Origin of the sequence: Mycobacterium sp. ITM-2016-00317 (genome assembly GCF_002968295.1) — a bacterium.
Taxonomy (GTDB): domain Bacteria; phylum Actinomycetota; class Actinomycetes; order Mycobacteriales; family Mycobacteriaceae; genus Mycobacterium.
The window spans coordinates 4,029,789-4,045,731 of the sequence record NZ_CP134399.1; the positions used below are offsets into that span (position 1 = coordinate 4,029,789).

The following is a 15,943-nucleotide window of genomic DNA, read 5'->3' on the forward strand; positions in this document are numbered from 1 at the left end:
AAACACAATTCTCGTAACGCTTCCGGCCCCAGTAGCCGCGACGGAGGAACACCGATGACCGCTCCTGAACTCCGCTTCGATCCCGTCTCGCAGGACTACTTCGACGATCCGTATGCGATCTATCGACGGATGCGTGACGAAGCGCCGATCTACTACAACGAGCATCTGGATTTCTACGCGCTGACCCGGCATGCGGATGTCGCGGCGGCACTCAAGGACCACGAGGCGTTCTCCTCAAGCCAGGGCTGCGACCTCGACATGATCCGCTCCGAAGACAAACCGATGAAGTCGATCATCTTCATGGATCCGCCGGACCACCGACACATGCGCAGCCTGCTCAACAAGGCGTTCACTCCACGGGCCGTTCAGTCCCAGCGCGAGACGGTCATCGAACTCGTCGAGCACTACCTGAGCAAGGTCGACCCGGACAACTTCGACGTGGTGCAGGACTTCTCGGGCCCCTTCCCGGTCGAGGTGATCACCCGGATGGCAGGCGTGCCCGAAGAATTCCGGCAGCAGGTCCGGCATTGGATCGACGTCGGACTGGAGCGCGAACCGGGCCAGATGGGGCTGAGCGAGCGGAGCATGCAGGCCCATATCGACTCCGGTATGTATTACTACAGCTTGACGCAAGAGCGACGGCGCAATCCTCAGGACGACATGATCAGCCGTCTGATCGCCGCTGAGATCCCGGGCGAGAACGGTGAGATGCGCAAACTCGATGACATCGAGATCACCGGATTCACCTCGCTGTTGGGCGGGGCGGGCGCCGAGACCGTCACCAAGCTCGTGGGCAGCGCAGTGGTCGAGTTCGCCCGCCATCCCGAGCAGTGGCAACTGTTGCTCGACGACCGCAGCCTGATTCCCGCCGCCGTCGAGGAACTGCTGCGTTATGTGGGGCCGGTGCAGTACAACGTGCGTTTCACCCTCAAGGAAGCCCACGTGCCGAGCGGCACCATCCCGGCGAACAAGCCGGTGTTCCTGATGAAGGCCGCCGCCAACCGTGACCCCCGCGCCTACGACGACGCCGAGACGTTCGACATCACCCGCGACCCCCGCCAGGCGCAGAACCTCGGGCTGGGCTACGGGATCCACAGTTGCCTCGGCGCGGCACTGGCCCGGATGGAGACCGCGATCGCGCTGGAGCACCTGCTGGACTTCATGCCGCGTTTCGAGGTCGATTTCGACGGCTTGCAGAAGGTGCACATGCAGAACGTCGCCGGATATCACCATGTGCCGGTGAGGGTGCTGAAATGAGCCAGAAGATCGTGGTTGATTTCGGCCTGTGCGAGAGCAACGGGGTGTGCATGGGCATCATCCCGGAGGTGTTCGATCTCGACGAAGACGACTACCTGCACGTCCTGCAGGACGAGGTGACGCCGGAGAACGAACAGGGGGTCCGGGAGTCGGTACGCCAATGCCCGCGACAAGCGATCTCGATCGTCGACGAGTGACCGCCGCCGAACTCGTCTTCGACCCGTTCTCCGAGGAGTTCTTCAACGGCCCCTGGGAGATCTACCGGCGGATGCGCGGCGAGGCTCCGGTGTACTACAACACCGAATACGACTTCTATGCGTTGTCCCGGCATGCCGACGTCGCCGCGGCCTACAAGGACTTCGAGACCTACTCCTCGGCGTACGGTCTCGACCTGGCGACGGTGCGCTCCAACGAACCGATGATGGCGAAGATGATCATCATCATGGATCCGCCCGAGCATCGGCAGATGCGCAGTCTGGTCAACAAGGTGTTCACGCCGCGGGCAATCCAGGCGTTGCGCCCCATGGTCGAGGCCACCATCGACCACTACATCTCCGAGGTTGATCCTGACGGTTTCGACGTCGTGCAGGATTTCTCGGCGCTGTTCCCCGTGCAGGTGATCACCCAGATGCTGGGTGTACCAGAGGAGTATCGCCTGCAGGTCGGCGAGTGGGTGGACACCTCGCTGCGCCGCGAGCCGGGTCAGATCGACATGTCCGACGAAGGCATGAAGGCCGTCGGCGAGCTGATGGGGTTGTACTACAACATCATTCAGCAGCGCAGGGCCGAACCTCGCGATGACATGTTCAGCAGGTTGATCGGCGCAGAGATCACCCGTGAGGACGGCGAGAAGGAAACGCTGGACGATTTCGAGATCGCGGGTTTCGCCACGCTGCTCGGCGGGGCCGGCGCGGAGACCGTCACCAAGCTGGTCGGCAACGCGGCGGTGACCTTCGCCCGCTTCCCCGACCAGTGGCAGAAGTTGCTCGACGACCGCAGCCTGGTGCCGGCCGCCGTGGAAGAGCTGTTGCGCTACGAAGCGCCGAACCAGTACAACGTGCGCCGCTCGATGCGGGATGTGACGCTGCACGGCGTCACCATCCCCGCCGGTAAGCCTGTCTTCCTGCTTGCCGGTTCGGCGAACCGCGACCCGGAGGCGTTCACCGACGCCGACACGTTCGACATCGACCGCGACCGTTCCGAGGCGCAGAACCTCGGTTTCGGGTACGGGGTGCACAGCTGTCTGGGCGCGGCACTAGCCCGGATGGAGAGTGCCATCGCGCTCGAGCGTCTGCTGGACTTCATGCCGCGCTACGAGGTGCGGTGGGACGAATGCCGCCGCGTGGCGGCGCAGAACGTCGCCGGCTGGTCACGGGTGCCGGTGCGGGTTTTGCCGTAGCGCAACGGCGTTCATTCAGTCCACACCACCGCGGCCGTCCGCCGTCACTGCTGGTGGACGCCGAGCCGCGGCGACGTGAGGTCGGGGATCACCGCCACCCCGGCTGGGGCACCGGTGTCTCCCGATTACCGTGAGTGCGCCGTCAGAACCCTGCGACGATGACCCCGTTGCAGTCGGCCGCGGCCTGACGCAGCTTGGCCGCCTCCTGGTACTCGTCGGAGTAGTACCACTCCTTCGCGGCGTCCACGGAGTCGAACTCCAACAGCACCGTCTGGGTGCCGTGCCACTGGCCCTCGAGGGCTTCCGCCGCCGGGCCGAACGCCAGCACCTTGGCGTTGCCCATCGTCTTGCCGGCGAGCTTGGCGTACTCCGCCATACCGGCGGCATCTTTGATGTCCTCGGTGATGATCACATAACCCTTGGCCACTGGTGTGTCTCCTGCTCTCAGTCGATTTCGCTAATTGCTCGTTCGGGACAGCTGCTGATGGCCTCGCGGGCGGTATCTTCGAGTCCGGCGGGCACCGTCTCGGGGTCGGCGACGGCCCAGCCGTCGTCGGTCATCTGGAACACGTCCGGACACAGCGTCAGGCACATACCGTGACCGGCGCACCGGTCCTCGTCGACCGTCACCTTCATCGAACGTCGAACTCCAGGTGGAGCTCGGTCAGTCCCCGCAGGATGTAGGTCGGGATGTACCCGTAGCGTCGGCTGCCCGCCGGGCCGTGCTCGCTCTCCGAGATGCGGATGTCGATGGTGCGGTCCAGAAGCCGCTCCAGGCCGACCCGGGTCTCGGTTCGGGCCAGCGGCGCGCCGGGGCAGCTGTGGATGCCCCGGCCGAAGGCCAGGTGCTGGCGCGCGTTCTTGCGGGCCGGATCGAACGTGTCGGGGTCCTCGAAGCGGCGTGGATCGCGGTTGGCGGCACCGTTGATGACCATCACCGTGCAGCCCGCGCCGAGTTCCTGGTCGCCGATGGTGGTGGGCACGCGGGTCAGCCGGAAATCCCCCTTGACCGGACTCTCGATCCGCAGACATTCCTCGATGAAGTTCGGCAGCAGGCTGCGATCGGCGCGCAACTGCGCCTGGACGTCGGGGCGCTCCCCGATCACCTTGAGCGCCGTGCTCAGCAGCCGCACGGTGGTCTCCTGACCGGCCGAGAACACGTTGGTCGCCACCCGCACCACGTCGCCGACCTCCGGCACGGTGCCGTCCGGGAACGTCGCCGTGGCGAGGCCGGTCAGCACGTCTTCACGCGGCTCGGCACGTCGTTCCTCGACGTAGGTGGCGAAGACCTCGTACAGGTATTCCAGCGGGGTCTTGGTCAGCGTCTTCTCGGCGTTGCCGAGACCGCTGCCGTGGGTGCCTTTCGCGAGCCGCTCCAGCAGTTCTGGTCGGTCGGCTTCGGGGACACCGAGCAGGTCGGCGATCACCCGCAGCGTGAACGGCGCCGCGAACCCTTTGATGAACTCACCCTGACCCGGCGCCAGGTAGTCGTCGAGGATGTCGTCGGCCAGCTGCCACATGGCGTCTTCGTTCTCTTTGAGACGCTTGGGCGTGATCAGGCGCATCAGCAGCGCGCGATGGTTGGTGTGTGTCGGCGGGTCGAGCGTCGGCAGCTGATCGCTGAAAGGGATCTCGTCGCGGTGCTTTTCGATCAATTCGGTGATGTCAGCGTCGCGGTGCTCGTCCAGCGACACCGGAAAGCCCGGGAAGGGGCCGGTCACCGAGATGCAGGACGAGAACGCGTCGGCGTCGTTGTAGACGTCGACGGCTTCCTGCCACCCGGTGACCATCGTGACGCCGTAGTGCTCTTCGCGCGCCACCGGGCACTTGTCGCGCAGCGCTTCGTAGAACGTGTACGGGTCGTCCGTCAGGCGACTGTCCCTGAAGAAATCCACCGCGGTGAGGTCTTCGGCCATCTTCACTCCGTTCCGACGATCCCAGGCTGCGAGAACGTGATTCTCAATATTGCGTATCAGGTTTTCATACCGGGCCGCACGACGTCAACGAGGACGCGCTCACTGCGGCTCGGGAAGCACACCCAGCACGTTCACCGCCGCACCCAGCAACTGATAACACCCGACGGTGAACAGCAGATCCAGGATCTGGCGCTCGTCGAAGTGCTCCCGCAGCGCCGACCACGTCGCATCGCCGACGGTGTTGGTGGCGTCCAGTTCGTCGACGGTGCGCACCAACAGCCGGTCGAGGGCGTCGGCGGGGTCGCCCTGTGCGATCGCGTCGATCTCGTCGTCGGTGAGGCCTGCCCGCCGCGCCAGCGGAATGTGGTGTTCCCACAGGTAATGGGACGGGCGCACGTGCACGGCCCTCAGCAGCGCGACCTCGCGGACCCGGTCCGACAGCGTCGACGTGCGCAGCAGATGCGCGTTGAAATGCAGGTAGGCGCGGGTCAGGTCCGGGTGGCGGACGAGCGTACCGAGCACGTTGCCGGCGTCGCGCGGGTTGGCCCTTTCCCGGGGCAGCAGCGGGCTCAGCGCCGCGCGGGTCTCGTCGTCCCAGTCCTCGTCGGGTAACGGCGCCAGCCTCGGCGGGACAGCGTCGGTCATCGTCTACTGGATCGGTTCGTCGCCGAGCACGGTGGTGCGCAACATCTCTCGCTCCGAACTCTCGTCGTAGGGGGCCGCCCGGTGCAATACGCCCCGGTTGTCCCAGATCACGGTGTCACCGACCGACCAGTTGTGGCTGTACACCTTGTCCGGGGTGGTCGCGCGGTCCAGCAGTTCGCCGAGCAGCGTGCGCCCCGCCTCGAGATCCATCCCGACGACGTAGTCGGCGGATGCTCCGAGCACCAGCGACTTTCGCCCGCTGCGGTGCGTCCAGACCAGCGGATGCTCGTGCGTCGGCCGCGACCGCCACCGCTGCAGCTGTTCGGGTGTCGGATCCGGGGTGATCCGACTCTGCGACGCCTCCAGTGAGTGGACGACGCGCAGCGCCGCGAACCGCTGCTTCTCGTCGTCGCTCAGCCCGTCGTAGGCGGCGTAGGAGCTCGCGAACTCGGTCTCCCCGCCACTGTCGGCGACCTGTTTGGCCGACAGCACGGTCGCCATCTGCGGATACTCGTCGCCGGTCGGGGTGCAACCGTCGATGTGCCAGTCGAACGTCGCTCGCAGATAGGCCGCCGAGGAGTTCTTCGACTTGTCCAGCGTGACGGGATAGATTCCGGCGACCGGATGGTGACCGTCCGAGGAGTAATCGACACCGCCGAGTCTGCGGCAGAATTCGACCTGCGCAACGGGATTCAGATGCAGGCCCGGCAGCACCAGCACCCCGTTCTCCTCCAGCGCCTCCAGCAGGGCGCCTGCGAGCGCCGCGTCAGCGCCCAGCCGCTCCGGGTCGAGGCCGACGACCTCGGCGCCGACGGACGCGGTGAGCTTGTTGATGGTCAGAACTGTCATTGCGGCCACGCTTCTCTCTCAGGGCACCGGGGCACCGACGCGGTCGATGACGGCGTCGGCGGAATCGGCGGGTTTCTGGGTACCGAAGACCTCCACGGCCATCGACACCATGATCATCGAATAGACCAGGTGCAATAGGTTCAGCACGTCCTCTGGCAGGTCGTCGAGCGGGAACTTGTCGCAGTAGTCGATCGCCTCTTCGAACCGGGGCGAGAACGCATCGTAGAACTCGTGGATCTGCCCCATCGGGGTCGACAGGCGGGTCTGCCAGCGCTCGGGCTCGGTTGCCAGGCACCACTTCTCGGCGAACCGTTCGTACTCGGCGAATGCGCTCGGCAGCCGCGGGGATCCGGACATGGTCACACCCCCACCGGACGGCGCTCGTTCTTGTACTGCTCGACCCAGTCGACGGCCGTCTTGTGCAGGTGTCGGACCAGGATCTCCTGGTCGCTGAGCGGGTAGTCGTCGACGACCGGTTCCCCAAGGCCGTATTCCAGCGCGGCCTGGGTGCCGCCGAGCATGCCGGCGTCCTGCAGTGCGAACTCCTTGAGCACGACCGACGCCACCTCGTGCTCGACGCGTTCCCGCACGCTGCGTGCCGGGTGAAAAGCGTTGTACGCCTCGAACTTGTGGGTGTTGTGCGAGGTCGGCCAGTACCGGTAGAGCAGATACCAACCGTGGTAGATCAGGATCTCGAGGTTGGGGAAGATCTGGAAGTTCGTGATCCCCCACGGCTCGATGCCGCCGGGATTCAAGCCGGCCGACTGGTGTGTCTCCGGGGTCCGCCACGGCCCGACCAATCCGCTGCGGGTGGCGCGCTCGACCGGATACATGTACTCCGGAGCGAGCAGCCAACGTCGGGTACCGGCCGTCGAGACGAGCCGGTGCGGCCCGTCGATCTGGAAATGTCCACACTCGAACGTCGCGTTGGGTTGGCGGACCTCGGTGGGCACCTGCTGGCTGTGCAGCGAGGGCACGTGGTAGTACTCCTGGAACGCGTCGGCGAAGACCTTCCAGTTGCTGTTGTTGTGTGCGACGAAGTCGTAACGCTCCGTCATCAGCTCGAACGGGTAGTCGTCGAGCGCGGTGATCATCGGCCCGAGGAATTCGCGCAGCGACTGGCGCGGTTCGGTGTCGAGATTGATGAAGATGAAGCCGTTCCACACGTCGCAGTGCACGGGAGCCAGTCCGAGCTTCCCGGTGTCCAGGTCGAAGAACTCGCCGGCCTGCTGGACGAAGGTGAGCTCACCGTCGAGTCCGTAACGCCAGCCGTGGTATTTGCAGGTGAACTGCCGGCACATCCCCTTGACTTCCTCGTTGGGAAAGTCGTTCCACACAAGCTTGTTCCCGCGGTGCCGGCAGATGTTGTGGAACGCACGGATCTGCTGGTCACGACCTCGCACCACGATCACCGAGGTCTTGGCGATGTCGATTTCCTTGGTGGAGTGACTTCCGACGCGCGGGACCTCCTCCACCCGGCCGACGTTGAGCCAGGCGCGCTTGAAGATCGCCTCGCGCTCGAGCTCGTAGAACTCCGGCGAGGTCGAGTCCCGGAACGACACCGGTCCGGTACCCAGTCCGGGATAGTGCTCGGTCCAGCTACCCTCGGCGGGCTTCGGCCACTTAGCCATCGGAACCTCCCTGTCCTCGTGCGTGCTCCTGGAACGTCATCCCATCACCGATCCGCCGTTGACCCCGAGTGTCTGGCCGGTGATGAATCCCGCTGCCTCCGAACACAGGAACCCCACCGCCGCGGCGATGTCGTCGCCGGTGCCGAGGTGGCCGACCGGGATGCTGGCGGCCATCTGCTCGCTGGGTGGCAGGAAGCCTGCCTGCTGCGACTGGCGTTGCATCGGGGTCTCGATACCCGATGGCGGAATGTTGTTGACGGTGATGCCCGCCTGCCCGTATTCGCGTGCCAGCGACCGGGTGAACGAGATCAGCGCCCCTTTGGAGGCGGCGTAGTGGGCCATGCCGGGCGATCCCCGCTGCGCGCTCGACGACGAGATCATCACGATGCGGCCCCAGCCCGCCTCGAGCATGTCGGGCACGGCGACCTGCGCGCAGTGGAAGGTGCCGTTGAGGTTCACGTCGACGAGGCGTTGCCAGTTCTGCGGCGTGATCTCCAGGAACGGGGTGAAGTCCACCAGACCTGCGCTGGTCACCAGGATGTGCACCGGCCCCAGTTCGGTGCGGACCTTGGCGAACGCCTCCTCCACGGCGGCCCGGTCGGTGACGTCGACGGCGACGCCGAGAGCCGGATACCCCTGGGCACGAAGCTCTTCGGCGACCCGTTGGGCTGCGTCGCCGTTGAGGTCGAGTACGGCGACCTTGTGCCCGAGCCGCCCCAGCTCGTGGCTGGTCGCCTCACCCATGCCCGAGGCGCCGCCGGTGACCACCGCCACCCGCACCACGTGGGAGTCCTTGTCCATATTCGGCCGCTCCTACTCGTAGATCATGTGCACTCGGGGGCTGGTCGGCAGTGCCTGGCAGGTGACCACCCAGCCCTCGGCCACCTCGTCGTCGTCGAGCGCGTCGTTGTTGACCATGCGGGCACTGCCTTCGACGATGCGTGCCATACATGTTCCGCACGAGCCGGTTTCGCACGAGTACGGTGCCTTCAGCCCGGCCGAGCGCGCGGTCTGCAGCAGGGTGTCACCCTTGCGGTAGGTCGCGGTGGTCTTCCTGCGGTCGAGTTCGATGACGATCTCGTCGGTGTCCTGGGCGTCGGCGGCACCGGATGCGGTGGCGGTGACCGTGAACCGCTCCAGATGTAGGCGGCCCTTGGTCACCCCGGCCGTCAGCAGGGTCTTCTCGACGGTGTCCATGAACGGTGCGGGACCGCAGATGTAGTAGTCGCCGACCTCGGTGTCGCCGGCGAAGGACTGGATCGCCTGCGCGCCCACCACTCCCCCGTCCTCGTCGAAGTGGTGCTGGACGGTCAGCCGGTCGGGGTGTGCCGCGGCCATCCCGGCCAGCACGTCGGCGAAGATCACCGAATCACGAGCGCGGTTGGCGTAGAACAGTTTGACGGTGCGATCCGATTCGGTCAGCACGGTCCGGACCAGGGACATGATCGGCGTGATACCGCTGCCGCCGGCGAACGCGATGAGCGGATCTGTCGCCGAAACACCCTCGTCGAGAACGAACTTCCCTTCGGGCGGCGCGGCGTGGAGTTCGTCGCCTGCGGCCACCGTGTCGTTGATCCAGTTGGACACCACGCCGCCGGGGTCGCGTTTGACGGTGATCCGCAGTTCGTCCTCGAGCGGCGCCGAGGACATTGAGTAGCAGCGACGCAGGTCGCGGCCGTCGAGGCTGACCCGCACTGTCAGGAACTGGCGGCCCGGTAGCGGAAGCGGTGCGAGCAGTGGTCGGGGACGTCGAGCACCAGCGAGACCGCGTCACAGGTCTCGCGGACCACCCGCGTGATGCGAAGCGGTGCGAATCCTTCTGTGCTGCGGTCGTCGGCCATCCCGCCGACAATATCAAGTACTTGTCATTCACATCAAGTACTTGACGCTCATTCAGTGCCGAAATGGCATTCCACGCGGCGGTTGTTCGAGAAGGCGCCGCATGGAATGCGGTTTCGGCGACTAGTTGGGGTCGACGTGGTCGGCATACAGTTCATGGCCCGTCCCCTGCTCGACCACCCGCCCCAGCAGTTCGCGCAGCGTCTGCTGCTCGGCCTTGGACAGCACGCCGAACACCTTGTCGTGCGCGGTGATTGCGTCGCTGACCACCGCGGCCGCCACCTTGCGTCCCTCCTCGGTCAGGAAGGCCTGCAGGATTCGGCCGTGCGTGGGGTTCTGTTTGCGCTCCACCAGCCCGCGCTTCTCCAGTGCGGTCAGCGCCAGCTGTACACCCTGCGGGGTGATGAGCAGCCGCCGGGCCAGTTCGGCGCCGGACAGGCCCGGCTCGTTGGCCAGCTGGCGCAGCACACCGATCTGCGCCGTGCTCACACCGTGCTCGGCGACGGCTTCGTTCACGCTGGTCAGCGAGAAGTAGAAGGCCTGCTTGAGCAGCCAGAGGATGTTGTCGGTGAGCTCGATGCCTGCCACCTCGTGCGCCTCCATGCGTTCACGCTAGTCCGGCGTGGCCGCGACGTGCTTGTGGACCACCCCGTCCTTCATCACGAACCGCACGTCGAGGGTGGCGGCGATGTCCTTCGACGGGTCCCCGCCCACCGCGATGATGTCGGCGAGGTAGCCGTCGGCGAGCCGGCCGAGTTCGTCGTCGGCCTCGATGAGCTCGGCGCTGGTGACCGTCGCCGCGCGCAGCGCCTGCATCGGCGTCATCCCCCGCGACACCAGGGCACACAGCTCCTTGGCGTTCTGCCCGTGCGGTACCGCGGGCGCGTCGGTGCCGCAGGCTATCCGCACGCCGGCGGCGATGGCCTTGGGCAGCATCGCCTGGGCCTGCGGGAACACCACCTCCGCCTTCTTGCGCAGTTCGGGTGCGATGCGGTCGATCGCCATCGCCTCGGTCAGGTAGGTGGTCGACACCAGGAAGGTGCCGTGGTCGACCATCATCGCGATGGTGTCGTCGGTGGCCAGGAAGCCGTGCTCGATACAGTCGATGCCGGCGCGGATGCACGCGCGAATAGCGCTGTCCCCCACCGCATGTGCGGCAACGCGCACACCGGCGCGGTGCGCTTCGTCGGCGATCGCGGCGAACTCCTCGTCGGAGTACTGCTGTGCGCCCGGCGCCGTGCTGTGGGACATCACCCCGCCCGAGGCCGACACCTTGATCAGCTTCGCGCCGTGCCGGATCTGGTAGCGCACACACGCGCGCACGTCGTCGACGCCGTTGGCGATCCCCTCGGCCACCGACAGCGGCATGATCCCCGGCGCGAGCCGCTGAAAAACCGTCGGGTCCAGGTGCCCGCCGTACGGGGTCACCGCGTGCCCGGCTGGATAGATGCGCGGCCCGGCGTGCCAGCCCTGGTCGATGGCCCGCTGAAGGGCCACGTCGAGCAGGTAGCCGCCGGTCTTGACCATCAGCCCGAGGTTGCGCACCGTGGTGAAGCCGGCGTCGAGGGTGCTGCGGGCGTTCACCGCGGCCCGCAGCGTGCGGTAGACCGGATCGTCCTGCACCCCGTGCATCGGGCTGGGCAGGCCCTCCGGTCCCCCTGGCCCGCCGATGAGCAGGTTCAGCTCCATGTCCATCAGTCCCGGCAACAGCGTGACGTCGCCGAGGTCGATGGTCTCGTCCGCGTCCTGCGGCAGGACCGCGGGATTCACCGCATGGATGCGGTTGTCGACGACCACGACGGTGGCCGGCGTGCGCACCCGGCCGGAGTCGATGTCGACCCACCGCGCTGCCCGGAGGACGGTGGTCGTCACGGGACGGGTTCGGAATCGCAGTCCAGCGACGTCGCGCCGGAATCCGGCACCTTCGGCTGTTTCCAGCACTCGACCGGAAACGACACCTGGATCATCGAATACAGCAGGCGCATCAGGTTCAGTACGTCGTCGGGAAGATCGTCGAGCGCGAACTTGTCGCAGTAGGCGATGGCCTCCTCCGCGCGCGGCGTGATCGCGTCGTAGAAGGCCTGCATGTCACGCATCGTGCTGGCGAGGCGCTTGCCGTAGCGTTCCGCCTCGGTGGCCAGGCACCAGTCGGCGAACTGCTCGAGATCGGCGAACTCAGCGGGGAGTTTGGCGGTCTGCGTCGACACGTCCACGCTCAGACCCCCTGCCCGACCTGCTCGGTCCTGCGCCGGTAGTCCTCGACCCACGCCGCGGTCTCGGTGTGTAGATGACGGATCAGCACCTCCTGGTCGCAGAGCACGAACTCGTCGAGCACTTGCGACTCGATCATCGACTGGGTGGCCTCCAGGGTGTTGGCGTCCTGCAGCCCGTACTCCTTGAACGAGACCGCGGCCAGTTCCTGCGCGATGCGCTCGCGCGGCGTGCGCGGCTGCGGGAAGTACAGCGTGCCCTCGAAGATATGGCTGTTGTGCGACGTCGGCCAGTAGTGGTAGGTCAGGTACCACCCCTGACCCCAGAACAACATCACGAAGTTGGGGAACAACTGGAACGAATCCAGGCCCCACGGATCGCATTTCGCGGGGTTGAGCCCTTCGGGCATCGGCCCGAGATCTTGCTTGTCCCACGGCCCGAACAGCCCGCTCTGGCAGATGTCCTCGATGGGCTTGCGCATCTCGTCGGCCATCTCCCAGGCACGCACACCTGAGGTGCTCACCAACCGGTGCGGACCGTCGATGCGATAGTGCGGCGCCTCGAAGCCGGCTTCGGCCGCGGCTTTGGAGTAGGCGGTCGGCGACTGGTTCGCATGCAGTACGGGGGCATGGTAGAACTCCTGGAACGCGTCCATGTAGAGCTTCCAGTTGGCCTTCACCTCGGACCGGTAATGGAACCGCGAGGTCATCTTGTCGAACGGATAGCCCTCAAGATCGGTGATCATCGGACCGAGGAAATCGCGCAGCGTCTGCTCGGGCTCCTTCGCGAAGTTGACGAAGATGAAGCCCTCCCACACCTCGCAGTGCACCGGCACGAGCCCGTAGCGACTCTTGTCGAGATCGAAGAACTCGCCCTCCTGCTGCACAAAAGTCAGGTTGCCGTCCAGGTCGTAGCGCCACGCGTGGTACTTGCAGGTGAACTGACGGCACACGCCGCTGGTCTCCTCCAGCGGCATCTCGTTCCACACCAGCTTGTTGCCGCGGTGGCGGCAGATGTTGTGGTACGCCTTGACCTCGCCGGCGGTCGTCCGCACCACGATGATGGAGGTGTTGACGACCTTGAGTTCCTTGGTGAAATAACTGCCTTTACGCGGAACCTGTTCCACCCGGCCCACGTTCAGCCAGGCCCGCTTGAACACCGCATTGCGCTCGATTTCGTAGAACTGCGGGTCCACCGAGTCCCGATAGGAGACCGGGCCGGTTCCCAACTGCGGATAGTGCTCGGTCCAGCTGCCTTCTGCCGGCTTCGGAAATCGGGCCATCGTCGTCTCCTCTTGACTGCCGCCACTGCCGCGCCGCCCGCGTGCGAAGCGCCCCGGTCCACTCTCAGGGAAACCATCAGGCACAGCTGACTTTTCGCCATATCGCAGGAGACGACAAGGCCGACGGTATCTGCTTCAGACACCAATCGCAAGTAGTTGATATTCGCGAGCGCCGCGCTCCCATCGCGAGCAGACACAAAATCGCACAGAACGGAGTGAAAACGTGCGAGTTCGCGTCTGCTCGCCGGGAGGAGGCGGCCTCAGAACGTCAGGTTGTGCTTCTCGAAATGCCGGGCGAGGGCCTGCATGTAGTCGTCACCGCGGAACGGCCCGCGCGCACCGATCGCCGCCTGGAGGAACGGCCCGTACTCCTCGTCGTTGACGTAGGTGGACCAGTGCACGATCCGGCATTCCTCGTCGGTCTCGACGAAGCTGATCGAGTAGAAGCCCATCACCGCGCCGGTATTGACGTTCGTGCCCTCCCAGCGGTAGCGCTGCACGAATCCGTTCTCGGCCGGCCAGACCTTGAAGTCGACAGGCTTCCAGTCGGGAAAGGTGATGCCGTAGGCCTTGGCCTCGATCGTCGCCGCGGTGTCCCAGTGGGTCGCGACGTCCTTGAGCACCAGTTCCTGCTCGGCGACGAAGTACGGCGAGGTGTACACCGCGTCGTCGGCGAACTCCCACTCGTCGTAGCTCTCCCCCTGCTGCACCTTCTGGAGCACGTACTTGTCGCGGTAACTCTCGGCCATTCTCCGGTGCTTGGCGATGCGCTCAACGAGATCCATTACGGAGCAATTCCTTTCGACTGCCATACCTGCAGCGGGACGTCCACCGACCGCTTCCTGGTTGAATATACATACGCGTATCCGTGATACATCGATGAATCGCAAGACTGGCCCCGACGCCGCGCCCGTGGTCGGCGAGCAGACATGTAATCGCACGAAAAGGGCCCGAACAGTGCGATTTCGCGTCTGCTCGGCGCCGATCCCGGATCAGCTCGGCAGCGTGATGACCGCGGTGTACATCTCGATGACCGGCCGATAGAGGTCGACGTCGTCGAGTTGACTGCCCAGGATCACCGAGTCGCTGGTGGCCACCAGTGCCTGGGCGAAGGTCAACGGCGAGATGGTCAGCGTGGCACCCAATTTGTCCATGCTGTCGACGATGAACTCGGCGAGTTTCTCGACGACCTCCGAGCGCTTGTTCGCGACCCGCTCCCTGGCTTCCGGGTTGCGCAGCAGGTACAGCGTGAACTCCAGGCCGAGCGCAGCATGCTCGGCCCCGCGGTCGTTGCTGAGCTGACGCCAACGTTCGGCGATCGCGTCGAGTTCATGAGCGCCGACCCGGCTCGCCGAGGCCATCACCTCGGCGAAGCTGTCGAAGTAGCGGCGCCAGTACCGGTCGCTGACGGCCAGGAACAGGTCTTCCTTGGTGGCGAAGTGCTTGTAAATGGCACCTTTGGTGTAGCCGGCCGCATACGCGATGTCGTCGAGAGTCGCTGCGGTGAAACCCTTTTCGCCAAAAACAGCCTCAGCGGCGTCCAACAGCAGCGACCGAGTGTGCTCGACTCGCCGCTCCCGGGTCCACCGCTCCGCCATGAAAGAAAGTCTGCCACAGAATCTGAGCAACCTATTGGAATCTCAGATACTGATGAGTATATTCGCATCCGTCGGATCGCCGCGCCGCGTTCGGAACGCGCCCGGGCGACTGCCTTCAGCGAGGGGAAACCGGATGAGCGATCTATCGAAGAAACCAGGCGTCACCGAATCGGCGACGCGAACTGCCGAACTCGGGCATCAGAAGCCTTCGTCGTCGGGGGCTTTCAAGATCTGGGCGACGATCGGTGCCGTGTTCCTTGCGTACACCCTCTATGTGTTCGTCCGGTGGGTGACCGGGCCCTACTTCGAGCCGGTGGCCAGGCGGCCCGAGCGACCCACCGATGTACATGAAGATCCCGCTGATCGCCAACGCCGTCGTGCTCTGGATCGGCCTGCCTTTCGCCCTGTGGTTCTTCATCATCCGGCCCTGGGTGCGGGAAAAGCGCATCACGCTCGACGGCATGCTGCTCGTGTCCATGGGGCTGATGATGTTCCAGGATCCGATGCTCAACTACTACAGCACCTGGTGCACCTACAACGCATGGCTGTGGAACCAGGGTTCCTGGGCCCCGCACATCCCCGGTTGGGTGGCCCATGAGGAGCCCGGCCACACGGTGCCCGAACCGCTGCTCACCAACATTCCCGGCTACATGTACGGCGTCCTGCTGCTGACCATCGTCGGCTGCGCGATCATGCGCAAGATCAAGAACCGGTGGCCCACGATCAGCAACCTGCGCCTGATCCTGGTGACCTACGCGATCGCGATCGTCTTCGACTTCATCATGGAGGGACTCATCCTCCTGCCGATCGGCTTCTACTCCTATCCCGGTGCCATTCAGTCGTTGTCGTTCAACGCGGGCACGTATTACCAATGGCCGATCTACGAGGGTTTCATGTGGGGCGGTGTCCAGGCGGCGCTGTGCTGCCTGCGCTTCTTCACCGATGACCGGGGCCGGACCGTGGTCGAACGCGGACTGGACAACATCCGCGGCGGATTCGTCAAGCAGCAGTTCATCCGCTTCCTGGCGATCTTCGGCGGGGTCAGCGCGTGCTTCTTCCTGTTCTACAACGTCCCCGCGACCTGGCTCGGCATGCACGGAGACCCGTGGCCGGAAGACGTTCAGAAGCGCTCCTACTTCAATCCCGGGATTTGCGGTGAGGGGACCGATCGCCCCTGCCCGAATCCCGATCTTCCGCTGCCGACCAAGCATTCGGGATACATCAACCACGACGGCGAACTCGTGATGCCAGAGGGATTGACGATACCGCCGGTGGTGCCTATCCAGGGTGCGAACAGTGTTGAGGGCCAGTAACAT

At 65.3% G+C, this 15,943-nt stretch carries 17 protein-coding genes and 2 pseudogenes; 4 read left to right on the forward strand and 15 right to left on the reverse strand.

Features of this window, described 5'->3' with window-relative positions; all coding sequences use genetic code 11:
- Nucleotides 1–54 precede the first annotated feature (54 nt).
- The 3 genes from C6A87_RS19150 to C6A87_RS19160 are packed head-to-tail and all read left to right on the forward strand — an operon-like array spanning nt 55 to nt 2,656.
- Nucleotides 55–1,257 carry a cytochrome P450 gene (locus tag C6A87_RS19150; protein WP_311113723.1) on the forward strand — a complete coding sequence of 401 codons (1,203 nt, stop codon included), beginning with the start codon at nt 55–57 and terminating at the stop codon, nt 1,255–1,257.
- Nucleotides 1,254–1,454: a ferredoxin gene (locus C6A87_RS19155; RefSeq protein WP_003928240.1), complete on the forward strand. Its 201-nt coding sequence runs from the start codon at nt 1,254–1,256 to the stop codon at nt 1,452–1,454. The genes C6A87_RS19150 and C6A87_RS19155 overlap by 4 nt, the downstream gene beginning before the upstream one ends.
- Nucleotides 1,451–2,656, forward strand: a complete 1,206-nt coding sequence (locus C6A87_RS19160) for a cytochrome P450 (protein WP_311113724.1) — start codon at nt 1,451–1,453, stop codon at nt 2,654–2,656. Before C6A87_RS19155 ends, C6A87_RS19160 begins: the two co-directional genes overlap by 4 nt.
- Nucleotides 2,657–2,798: 142 nt before the next feature.
- Here C6A87_RS19160 and C6A87_RS19165 read toward each other — a convergent pair whose 3' ends face one another.
- From C6A87_RS19165 to C6A87_RS19235, 15 genes and pseudogenes are all read right to left on the reverse strand, one after another.
- Nucleotides 2,799–3,083 carry a DUF1330 domain-containing protein gene (locus tag C6A87_RS19165; RefSeq protein ID WP_311113725.1) on the reverse strand — a complete coding sequence of 95 codons (285 nt, stop codon included), beginning with the start codon at nt 3,081–3,083 and terminating at the stop codon, nt 2,799–2,801.
- Nucleotides 3,084–3,100: 17 nt separating this feature from the next.
- Complete coding sequence (locus tag C6A87_RS19170) at nt 3,101–3,292, reverse strand: ferredoxin (RefSeq protein ID WP_311113726.1); 192 nt, start codon at nt 3,290–3,292, stop codon at nt 3,101–3,103.
- The gene (locus tag C6A87_RS19175) at nt 3,289–4,572 is read right to left on the reverse strand and encodes a cytochrome P450 (protein WP_311113727.1); all 1,284 of its coding nucleotides are present in this window, start codon (nt 4,570–4,572) and stop codon (nt 3,289–3,291) included. Before C6A87_RS19175 ends, C6A87_RS19170 begins: the two co-directional genes overlap by 4 nt.
- 99 nt (nt 4,573–4,671) lie before the next feature.
- Complete coding sequence (locus C6A87_RS19180) at nt 4,672–5,217, reverse strand: carboxymuconolactone decarboxylase family protein (RefSeq protein ID WP_311113728.1); 546 nt, start codon at nt 5,215–5,217, stop codon at nt 4,672–4,674.
- Nucleotides 5,218–5,220: 3 nt separating this feature from the next.
- Nucleotides 5,221–6,066: a TauD/TfdA family dioxygenase gene (locus C6A87_RS19185; protein WP_311113729.1), complete on the reverse strand. Its 846-nt coding sequence runs from the start codon at nt 6,064–6,066 to the stop codon at nt 5,221–5,223.
- 18 nt (nt 6,067–6,084) lie between these two features.
- Nucleotides 6,085–6,423, reverse strand: coding sequence for a hypothetical protein (locus C6A87_RS19190; protein WP_311113730.1), 339 nt, complete (start codon nt 6,421–6,423; stop codon nt 6,085–6,087).
- A gap of 2 nt (nt 6,424–6,425) precedes the next feature.
- Complete coding sequence (locus C6A87_RS19195) at nt 6,426–7,697, reverse strand: aromatic ring-hydroxylating dioxygenase subunit alpha (RefSeq protein WP_311113731.1); 1,272 nt, start codon at nt 7,695–7,697, stop codon at nt 6,426–6,428.
- Nucleotides 7,698–7,733: 36 nt separating this feature from the next.
- Nucleotides 7,734–8,480 (reverse strand): SDR family NAD(P)-dependent oxidoreductase, encoded by a 747-nt coding sequence (locus C6A87_RS19200; protein ID WP_311117996.1) that lies wholly within the window; start codon nt 8,478–8,480, stop codon nt 7,734–7,736.
- A gap of 30 nt (nt 8,481–8,510) precedes the next feature.
- Nucleotides 8,511–9,538: pseudogene (locus tag C6A87_RS19205) on the reverse strand (2Fe-2S iron-sulfur cluster-binding protein).
- 121 nt (nt 9,539–9,659) lie between these two features.
- Nucleotides 9,660–10,115 carry a MarR family transcriptional regulator gene (locus tag C6A87_RS19210; protein WP_311117997.1) on the reverse strand — a complete coding sequence of 152 codons (456 nt, stop codon included), beginning with the start codon at nt 10,113–10,115 and terminating at the stop codon, nt 9,660–9,662.
- A gap of 33 nt (nt 10,116–10,148) precedes the next feature.
- Entirely contained in the window at nt 10,149–11,408 is a 1,260-nt protein-coding gene (locus C6A87_RS19215) for an amidohydrolase family protein (RefSeq protein ID WP_311113732.1), read from the reverse strand.
- Nucleotides 11,405–11,755 (reverse strand): hypothetical protein, encoded by a 351-nt coding sequence (locus C6A87_RS19220; RefSeq protein ID WP_311117998.1) that lies wholly within the window; start codon nt 11,753–11,755, stop codon nt 11,405–11,407. The genes C6A87_RS19215 and C6A87_RS19220 overlap by 4 nt, the downstream gene beginning before the upstream one ends.
- Nucleotides 11,752–13,029, reverse strand: a complete 1,278-nt coding sequence (locus tag C6A87_RS19225; RefSeq protein ID WP_311113733.1) for an aromatic ring-hydroxylating dioxygenase subunit alpha — start codon at nt 13,027–13,029, stop codon at nt 11,752–11,754. Before C6A87_RS19225 ends, C6A87_RS19220 begins: the two co-directional genes overlap by 4 nt.
- A 260-nt stretch (nt 13,030–13,289) precedes the next feature.
- Nucleotides 13,290–13,814 carry a hypothetical protein gene (locus tag C6A87_RS19230; RefSeq protein WP_311113734.1) on the reverse strand — a complete coding sequence of 175 codons (525 nt, stop codon included), beginning with the start codon at nt 13,812–13,814 and terminating at the stop codon, nt 13,290–13,292.
- A 207-nt stretch (nt 13,815–14,021) separates the two neighbouring features.
- Nucleotides 14,022–14,627, reverse strand: a complete 606-nt coding sequence (locus C6A87_RS19235) for a helix-turn-helix domain-containing protein (protein ID WP_311113735.1) — start codon at nt 14,625–14,627, stop codon at nt 14,022–14,024.
- Between the two features lie 133 nt (nt 14,628–14,760).
- Between C6A87_RS19235 and C6A87_RS19240 the strand changes: the two are divergent.
- A pseudogene (locus tag C6A87_RS19240) lies at nt 14,761–15,940 on the forward strand (spirocyclase AveC family protein).
- Nucleotides 15,941–15,943 lie beyond the last annotated feature (3 nt).

Excerpts from the sequence above, each read along its gene's own strand:
- C6A87_RS19150 (WP_311113723.1), top strand. The coding sequence starts at position 55 with ATGACCGCTCCTGAACTCCGCTTCGATCCCGTCTCGCAGGACTACTTC.
- C6A87_RS19195 (WP_311113731.1), bottom strand. The coding sequence starts at position 7,697 with ATGGCTAAGTGGCCGAAGCCCGCCGAGGGTAGCTGGACCGAGCACTAT.
- C6A87_RS19230 (WP_311113734.1), bottom strand. The coding sequence starts at position 13,814 with ATGGATCTCGTTGAGCGCATCGCCAAGCACCGGAGAATGGCCGAGAGT.
- C6A87_RS19185 (WP_311113729.1), bottom strand. The coding sequence starts at position 6,066 with ATGACAGTTCTGACCATCAACAAGCTCACCGCGTCCGTCGGCGCCGAG.
- C6A87_RS19235 (WP_311113735.1), bottom strand. The coding sequence starts at position 14,627 with ATGGCGGAGCGGTGGACCCGGGAGCGGCGAGTCGAGCACACTCGGTCG.
- C6A87_RS19170 (WP_311113726.1), bottom strand. The coding sequence starts at position 3,292 with ATGAAGGTGACGGTCGACGAGGACCGGTGCGCCGGTCACGGTATGTGC.
- C6A87_RS19155 (WP_003928240.1), top strand. The coding sequence starts at position 1,254 with ATGAGCCAGAAGATCGTGGTTGATTTCGGCCTGTGCGAGAGCAACGGG.
- C6A87_RS19225 (WP_311113733.1), bottom strand. The coding sequence starts at position 13,029 with ATGGCCCGATTTCCGAAGCCGGCAGAAGGCAGCTGGACCGAGCACTAT.
- C6A87_RS19190 (WP_311113730.1), bottom strand. The coding sequence starts at position 6,423 with ATGTCCGGATCCCCGCGGCTGCCGAGCGCATTCGCCGAGTACGAACGG.
- C6A87_RS19180 (WP_311113728.1), bottom strand. The coding sequence starts at position 5,217 with ATGACCGACGCTGTCCCGCCGAGGCTGGCGCCGTTACCCGACGAGGAC.
- C6A87_RS19175 (WP_311113727.1), bottom strand. The coding sequence starts at position 4,572 with ATGGCCGAAGACCTCACCGCGGTGGATTTCTTCAGGGACAGTCGCCTG.